1 protein-coding gene is annotated in these 761 nt (G+C 55.1%); it reads right to left on the bottom strand.

The annotated features are described in order from the left end of the window. Nucleotides 1-761 (bottom strand): IS3 family transposase (locus tag ACZYGA_RS16945; protein ID WP_479399726.1); only part of this gene is annotated, 761 nt, incomplete at both ends.

The following is a 761-nucleotide window of genomic DNA, read 5'->3' as shown; positions in this document are numbered from 1 at the left end:
CTTTGAGCATTCCAGTAGTTCTTTTCTGCCAAGTTCGGCGGTATCCCATCGTTATGCTTGTGCGGCCTGAGGCTGCTGTAGTAACCGATCATATAATCAGTGACAGATCGCTTCGCCGCAGCGACATCGGGATAGCCGATCTCTGGTATCCATTCCGTTTTCAGGCTTCTGAAGAAGCGCTCTGTTGGGGCATTGTCCCAGCAATTGCCACGGCGACTGAGACTCAGCGTCATTCGGTAGCGCCAAAGCATCTGCCGGAATGCCCGGCTGGTGTACTGGCAACCCTGATCCGAATGAAACAGGATATTCCGTGGCTCTCCACGCGATTCGTAGGCCATGGTCAGCGCTTTCTTTACCAGCTCCGTGTTCGGCGATAGGGACAATGCCCACCCCACGGGTTTACGAGCATACAAGTCGATGACCACTGCCAGATAAGCCCAGCGTGCCCCTGTCCAAATATAGGTAATGTCGCCGGTCCATACCTGATTGGGCTTCTTTACATCGAACTCCCGATCAAGAACATTCGGTATATCCAGGTGTGGCTGATCAGCCTTCTTGTAGGCGTGCCTCGGCGGCTGCGAACTCATCAGCCCCAGCTGCTTCATCCGCCTGCTGGCCCGATAACGACTCAACTGTATTCCTGCCTGCGTGACCATTTTTGCGATGCTGCGAGCGCCGGCAGAGCCGTTACTGACGGTATGCGCCTCGACAACCTGATCCAGCAGCTTCTGCTCAGTCTCACAAGGTCTTCTATCCCGACC

The organism is Cobetia sp. BL01 (assembly GCF_056493605.1).
This window is presented reverse-complemented; position numbering and strand designations above follow the sequence as displayed.